Source organism: Stenomitos rutilans, from assembly GCF_059505485.1.
Window position 1 is genome coordinate 24,922 of sequence record NZ_JCACKR010000061.1, and the last position, 6,342, is coordinate 31,263.

Below are 6,342 nucleotides of genomic sequence, written 5' to 3' on the forward strand. Positions count from 1 at the left end.
CTTAACGCCACCCACCACTTTAGTCTCCGACGAGAAACGTTAGGGATTATCGATAAATTTTGTAATCTTCAATACTTACTACTTGCTTCCTTGTCAATCTGGTGTAGCACTCAAAGCCAAGATCCCCGCCTTCTGCGAAGGGTTTGCATTATGTGACAAGCAACCCTAGAAAGCGGGGATCTGAGCATTCGTGTCTTAGCTCGGCACAAAGAGGTTTTTGGGCACCGCAGCGTGGCATCCCTGGCGAATATCCACCACCTGCGTTACGCCAAAGTCAACGCCAACCGAAATCATGGAGTAGGCTTCATCGGCGCTCATTTTGCGTTTGGTCGTCAAGAAGTCCAGCATCTGGTCAGCGGCTTGGCGCATGGCTTTGTTCAAGTCCTGGTTAAAGCCATGTGTGATCCAGTGCGAGTCGGTTTCCAGAATGGGGTTGGTGATGGGGAAATCTTTGAGCACAAAGATTTGAATGTAGGAGTTCATCGAGGCTTCAATCGCCGTGCCTGCCAATTCTGCGTCGCCCTGCGCCATGTGGCTATCGCCCACAAAGAAGTTTGCCCCTTTATTGAAGACAGGATAGTACATCGTGGCACCTGCCCCAATGCGCCAGTTGTCGATATTGCCGCCAAACGGCCCTGGTGGAATGCTGTTGATGCGTCCACTTTCCTGGGGAGCGACACCCATTACCCCAAAGTGGGGACGCAGGGGAATCGACACCTTCATCTTGATTTTCTCCCGCGAGGCTGCATCGGGAGCCGTGACAAAGCCCGGCTTGTCGTATTTGGGTCGCCCCTTAAAGTCGTAGGCAAATGCGGGATAGGCTAGCGCGGCTTCCATATCGATCTTGTAAATGGTGATGCGCTCTTTTTTGAAGGCATCGTAGAGATAGCCCCAGTGCGCGGCAATGTTACTGCCGTATGCCAAACGGGGTTCAGTTTTGAGAATGCGTACCATAAGGGTGTCACCGGGTTCTGCGCCTCGCACGGCGATCGGCCCTGTCATGATGTGAACACCAGGGCCGCGATCGGTCACTCTGTCATACACCGCTTTCACCCCTGCATCCATGAGCAAATCGGGTGCATCGCCTGCATGATGCGTCAGCGCTTCGATGTAAACAATATCGCCTGGATCGACGGTCATCACCGGAGGCTGCGTTTTGTCAAAGTATCCCCAAAAGCAGGTTTCCGGTGTGGCTTTGAGGACGTGAATCTTCTTTGCATCTCGAATCATGTCTGCTGCCATCAACGTTTCAGATTTTGCCTCGGCTTTGTCACCCCGTAGAAAACTCACGGCAAAGTTGCCACCCACTGCCGCCGCTGCTCCAGCCGATGCCAGAAACGCCCGTCTTGACTGCTGCGAGAGATAAGTGGGGTGTTTTTTCAAGAACTCGGCTTCGGCGGCACCAGTGGTTGAATGCTTGCCCTGTTCGGAATCACATGCGCCATGATGAGTGTGATGCTGCTCGTCATGACCCTGTTCGTGATGCTCGTTATGATTGTGCTGTGCCATTGATTCACTTCCCTGAGCCAGTTTGCCGTAACAGGCAAAATCCTAATGATTGCTCAGAGGTTCAATTGTATAGTTCGTCACATCGATACGTTACTTTATCGCTTGAGATATCCCGTTACATATGCCCATTAATGCATCTGAGTTTCTCAAAGCCTGTGATCCGAGTCGGGCACTGTCCATTAGCAATCCACAAGACCGGGATTATTACATCGATTTTGCACCCGTGCGGGGCAGCAATATTATTCAAGAGTTGAAGCGAACGATCGCCCTGCTCCCTGACGAGGGCACCTGTCAGTTATTTACAGGACACATCGGCTGCGGCAAATCAACGGAGCTTTTACGCCTTAAAAATGAACTCGAACAACTGGGGTTTTATGTTGTTTACTTCGTATCTACAGAAGACCTGGATATGTCAGATGTTGATGTAACCGACATTTTGATTGCGATCGCCCATCAAGTCAGCGAGAAATTAGAAGCCGATCAAATCAGGCTCAAACCCAAATATTTTGCGAATCTATTTGCCGAAATTGGCGAAATTTTGCAAACCCCGATTGAAATTTCTCAGGTTGACTTTTCCGTTGGCATTAGCAAAATTACGGCTCGCACCAAAGACAGCCCTCGCCTGCGAAACCAGCTTCGGCAATACATGGAGCCACGCACCAACGGTATTTTGCAATCGTTGAATGATGAGCTGTTGGGACAGGCGAACCTGCAACTCAAGCAACGTGGCAAGCAGGGATTGGTCGTCATTATTGACAATCTCGATCGCGTGGATGCCCGCCAATTGCCATCCGGACGGACGCAGCCAGAGTATTTGTTTGTCGATCGAGGCGAACAGCTTGCCAAACTCAATTGCCATGTCGTCTACACCATTCCGCTGTCACTCGTCTTTTCCAACGAAGTCGAAATCTTGAAGCAATGGTTTGGGGGAGGTATCTCGCCCAAAATTCTACCAATGGTGCCTGTGCGACGGCGCGACGGATCTCACGATGCGGATGGCATTGCCCTCTTGCGGCAAATGGTTTTGGCAAGAGCCTTTCCGCATATCGAGGCGACTCAACGCCTTGCCCACCTTCATGAAGTCTGTGATAGCGTCGAAACCCTCGATCGTCTTTGCTTGGTGAGCGGTGGACATGTCCGCAATCTACTCGGCCTGCTGCGTCACTGCGTCCAACAGGGCGATCCACCCTTCTCGCACGCTAGGGTAGAGCATGTCATTCGAGGACAGCGCGATGCTCTGGTACGGACGATCGACGACACCGAGTGGGCACTCATCTTCCAGGTCGTGGAACAGCAAAGCGCCAGAGGTGAAGCCGAGTACCAAACCCTCCTCCGCAGCATGTTCATGTTCGAGTATCAAGACCAGCAAGGCGGCTGGTTCGGCATCAATCCCATGCTGGCAGAGACGAAGCGGTATCAGGCTTGGGTGGAAGGCAGAGCAGAGAAAGCGTGAGGGATAAGGGCCGGCGGTAAAAGGACGATCGCAAGACTTTCCAGCACTTTCTAGACCCATTGCTGCCGTGCATCTCTATTGAGTTGAATAGCAAGGGTAGTAACCATGACAAACGAATCTTTCAGGCGACTCTAAAGCCTCGATCACCACAAGAGGCTAGACGGATAAATGCTATGCCGATGCCGTACTTACTTGCCAGCCCGAATAGTTACTGTAAGTATAATAAGTACTACCAATCAAGACTTTCATTGAGCCATCAGAGCCATAATAGTTCTTCATCAGTAAAGAACCATAGGAGCCGAGTCCGATCGTGAGATCGCTGTTATTAACACTTACTGATAGGTTCGCAAGACTGTAACTGGAAAGATCTACAACGTCAGAGCTTGAAGTCAGTTCAAAAATGTCATTACCTACATATGTGCCGATCGTATAGCCTGTAAAAAGATTATTAGCGCTATTAGCAATAATGTAATCGTTACTTCTAGAGTTCACCAGGTTTTCAACAACAGTACCCAGAGCAATCCTGGTTCCAAAAGCGGTTGTTGTATAAGAACCTCCAGCTCCTCGATCGGTATAAGTATAGCTGTTGTAAGCTGTCTGGGTTGTTAGAATGCCTCCTTCTCGAAGGTCAAAACGATAGCTCTGGGAAGTAGACAACATTGAGAAATCAAACGTATCCAAGCCGCCACTATCCCAAATTGTCTGTTTTAACTGAGTTGCTGTACTGCCAAAAGCTTGGGTGCCTGTAGTATAGCCATAGACGGAGTTAAACGAATAAGTTGTCGCTGCCGAGTTATAGCTTTTTGAGCCATACAGGTACTGCAATGCTTGTATATCGTATGGCATCAAGGTAATTGCAGAATTACCAGCGAAGTTATACGACATTAGTGAGTTGGTTGTATTATCATCGCCTCCTGCTAAAAATGGGCCTGTTCCAGTCCCAGAACCGTTGTAGTTGCCTGGATGTTTGAGACCAAGCGCATGACAAGTCTCATGAATCAAGGACATATAACCATGCGTTCCATATCCACCGGAGAATCGGTTATTTGAGTCACTCTCATAACTTGAGCTGAGATGAACGTCACCACCAATACCACTGGCTGGATAGTAAGCATAAGCATAATCCGGGCCATTAGAAAACATATACCGCAATACACCACAACTACTTGCAGTGTCCTCTACTTCAACAAAGCTGACCTTAATAAAGGATTCAAGTGTTGCTAGGATTTGTCGGACATTTGCTTTGATTGCATCGCTTACTTCAGAAACTGTTTCAGTTCCGCCATAAGCACCCGCTGTACTTCTATAAAAACTGTATGTAATACTTCCTCCATTTTGGCTAGTATTCCAATAGGCATATCTTGTATTTAGCAGTGCATCAATGTAGCTATTGCCGGATGCAGCACTATAGCCCACCAATGGGTCTGTAGTTCTTGATAAAACATCGGCTTCGTAATACTTGACCCCAAAATAGTCATTGGAGGATGTTTGAGCACTGGTGAGATAGCCATACTCACTGCCTAAGCCACTGCTACCAGAGCCAGAGTAAGGGGTGTAGCTGGTGCTGTTTTCACTGTTGTAGTAGCTGCTGACGTAAACCTTATTCAACGAAGCCGTCCCAGAGGCATAGTTCGTGATGCCTGTGATCTGGTAGAAACCGTAGTTACCTGTTTCGTTGGCGGATGCATCGTAGAGGTACTGGCTGCTGGTGTACTTGCCGTAGTCGGTGTAGCCATAGCCTGTGTAGTAATCCTGTCCACTGCCATAGCTGTATTTGAAGCTGTAGTACTGATAGCCCAAGTCAGCTTCATAGTATTTGCCGCCATAGTACGTACTGCTATCGCCGTTCGTGAGATAGCCGTACTCGCTCCCTAAACCACTGCTGCCAAAACCAGAGTATGGGGTGTAGGTAGTGCTGGTTTCACTGTTGTAATAGCTGCTGACGTAGACTCGATTGTTGTAACTGACGCTGTAGCCGCTATAAAGATTGGAGATGTAGTAGTAGCCTTTGTTGCCTGTTTCATTAGCTGACGCGTCATTGATGTACTTGCCGCTGTAGTAGCTGGAATCAGTCGTGTAGCCATAGCCCTGATAGTAGTCGCTATTAGCACCATAGTAGTACGTGAAATAGTACAGATTGATACTTGGCGTATCAGCTTCGTAATACTTGACCCCAAAATAGTCATTGGAGGATGTTTGAGCACTGGTGAGATAGCCATACTCACTGCCTAAGCCACTGCTACCAGAGCCAGAGTAAGGGGTGTAGCTGGTGCTGTTTTCACTGTTGTAGTAGCTGCTGACGTAAACCTTATTCAACGAAGCCGTCCCAGAGGCATAGTTCGTGATGCCTGTGATCTGGTAGAAACCGTAGTTACCTGTTTCGTTGGCGGATGCATCGTAGAGGTACTGGCTGCTGGTGTACTTGCCGTAGTCGGTGTAGCCATAGCCTGTGTAGTAATCCTGTCCACTGCCATAGCTGTATTTGAAGCTGTAGTACTGATAGCCCAAGTCAGCTTCATAGTATTTGCCGCCATAGTACGTACTGCTATCGCCGTTCGTGAGATAGCCGTACTCGCTCCCTAAACCACTGCTGCCAAAACCAGAGTATGGGGTGTAGGTAGTGCTGGTTTCACTGTTGTAATAGCTGCTGACGTAGACTCGATTGTTGTAACTGACGCTGTAGCCGCTATAAAGATTGGAGATGTAGTAGTAGCCTTTGTTGCCTGTTTCATTAGCTGACGCGTCATTGATGTACTTGCCGCTGTAGTAGCTGGAATCAGTCGTGTAGCCATAGCCTTGGTAGGAGTCGCCGTTACCGTAGTAATACGTAAAGTAGTACAGATTGCTACTGGAAGCTGTCGCAGACAGGTTCAAGCTATAGGTCGTATTACCGCTAGCCTGGTAAACCAGCACATAGTAAGTGCCTGCACTGAGAGTTGTACTGATCGACTCTGCACTGTTGCCGCTGTTGTATGAGCCTTGAATGATCGTTCCACTACTGTTAAGAAGTTGAATACTTGCGTTTGCACTGAGTCCATCAAGCAGGAGCTTGACAGTACTTGAGCCGAATAATTTGAATTGGTAGTAGTCATAGGGGTCGGTGCTATCAATGCGATCGCTAAACACCCCACTTCCACTCAGCGTTCCAACACTGAAGGCAGTGCTCGTTGTATTGCCTGCCAGATCAATGGGTATAGGCTCTTCGTATCGAGTGTAAGGACGTGCCTGCCAATTTGTGGCTACCGGGGTCAGGGACGTAGAGCCGATGAGCGTCGCATTGTTGGTGCCGCCCATAAACCACACGGCATTCGCGCCACTGCTGTAATCTCGCCAGACCAAGTCAGGACGATTATCCCCATTGAAGTCAGCAATGCCTTCAA

At 48.8% G+C, this 6,342-nt stretch carries 2 protein-coding genes and 1 pseudogene; 1 reads left to right on the forward strand and 2 read right to left on the reverse strand.

The features are described 5' to 3' along the window. Positions 1-195: 195 nt before the first annotated feature. Positions 196-1,509, reverse strand: coding sequence for an acetamidase/formamidase family protein (locus AC5JLP_RS10485; protein ID WP_496067884.1), 1,314 nt, complete (start codon positions 1,507-1,509; stop codon positions 196-198). Positions 1,510-1,630: 121 nt separating this feature from the next. Between AC5JLP_RS10485 and AC5JLP_RS10490 the strand changes: the two genes are divergently transcribed. Continuing rightward, positions 1,631-2,962 (forward strand): P-loop NTPase fold protein, encoded by a 1,332-nt coding sequence (locus AC5JLP_RS10490; RefSeq protein WP_496067885.1) that lies wholly within the window; start codon positions 1,631-1,633, stop codon positions 2,960-2,962. Between the two features lie 171 nt (positions 2,963-3,133). Here the strand turns inward: AC5JLP_RS10490 and AC5JLP_RS10495 are convergent. Continuing rightward, positions 3,134-6,342: pseudogene (locus AC5JLP_RS10495) on the reverse strand (hypothetical protein); the annotation flags it as partial.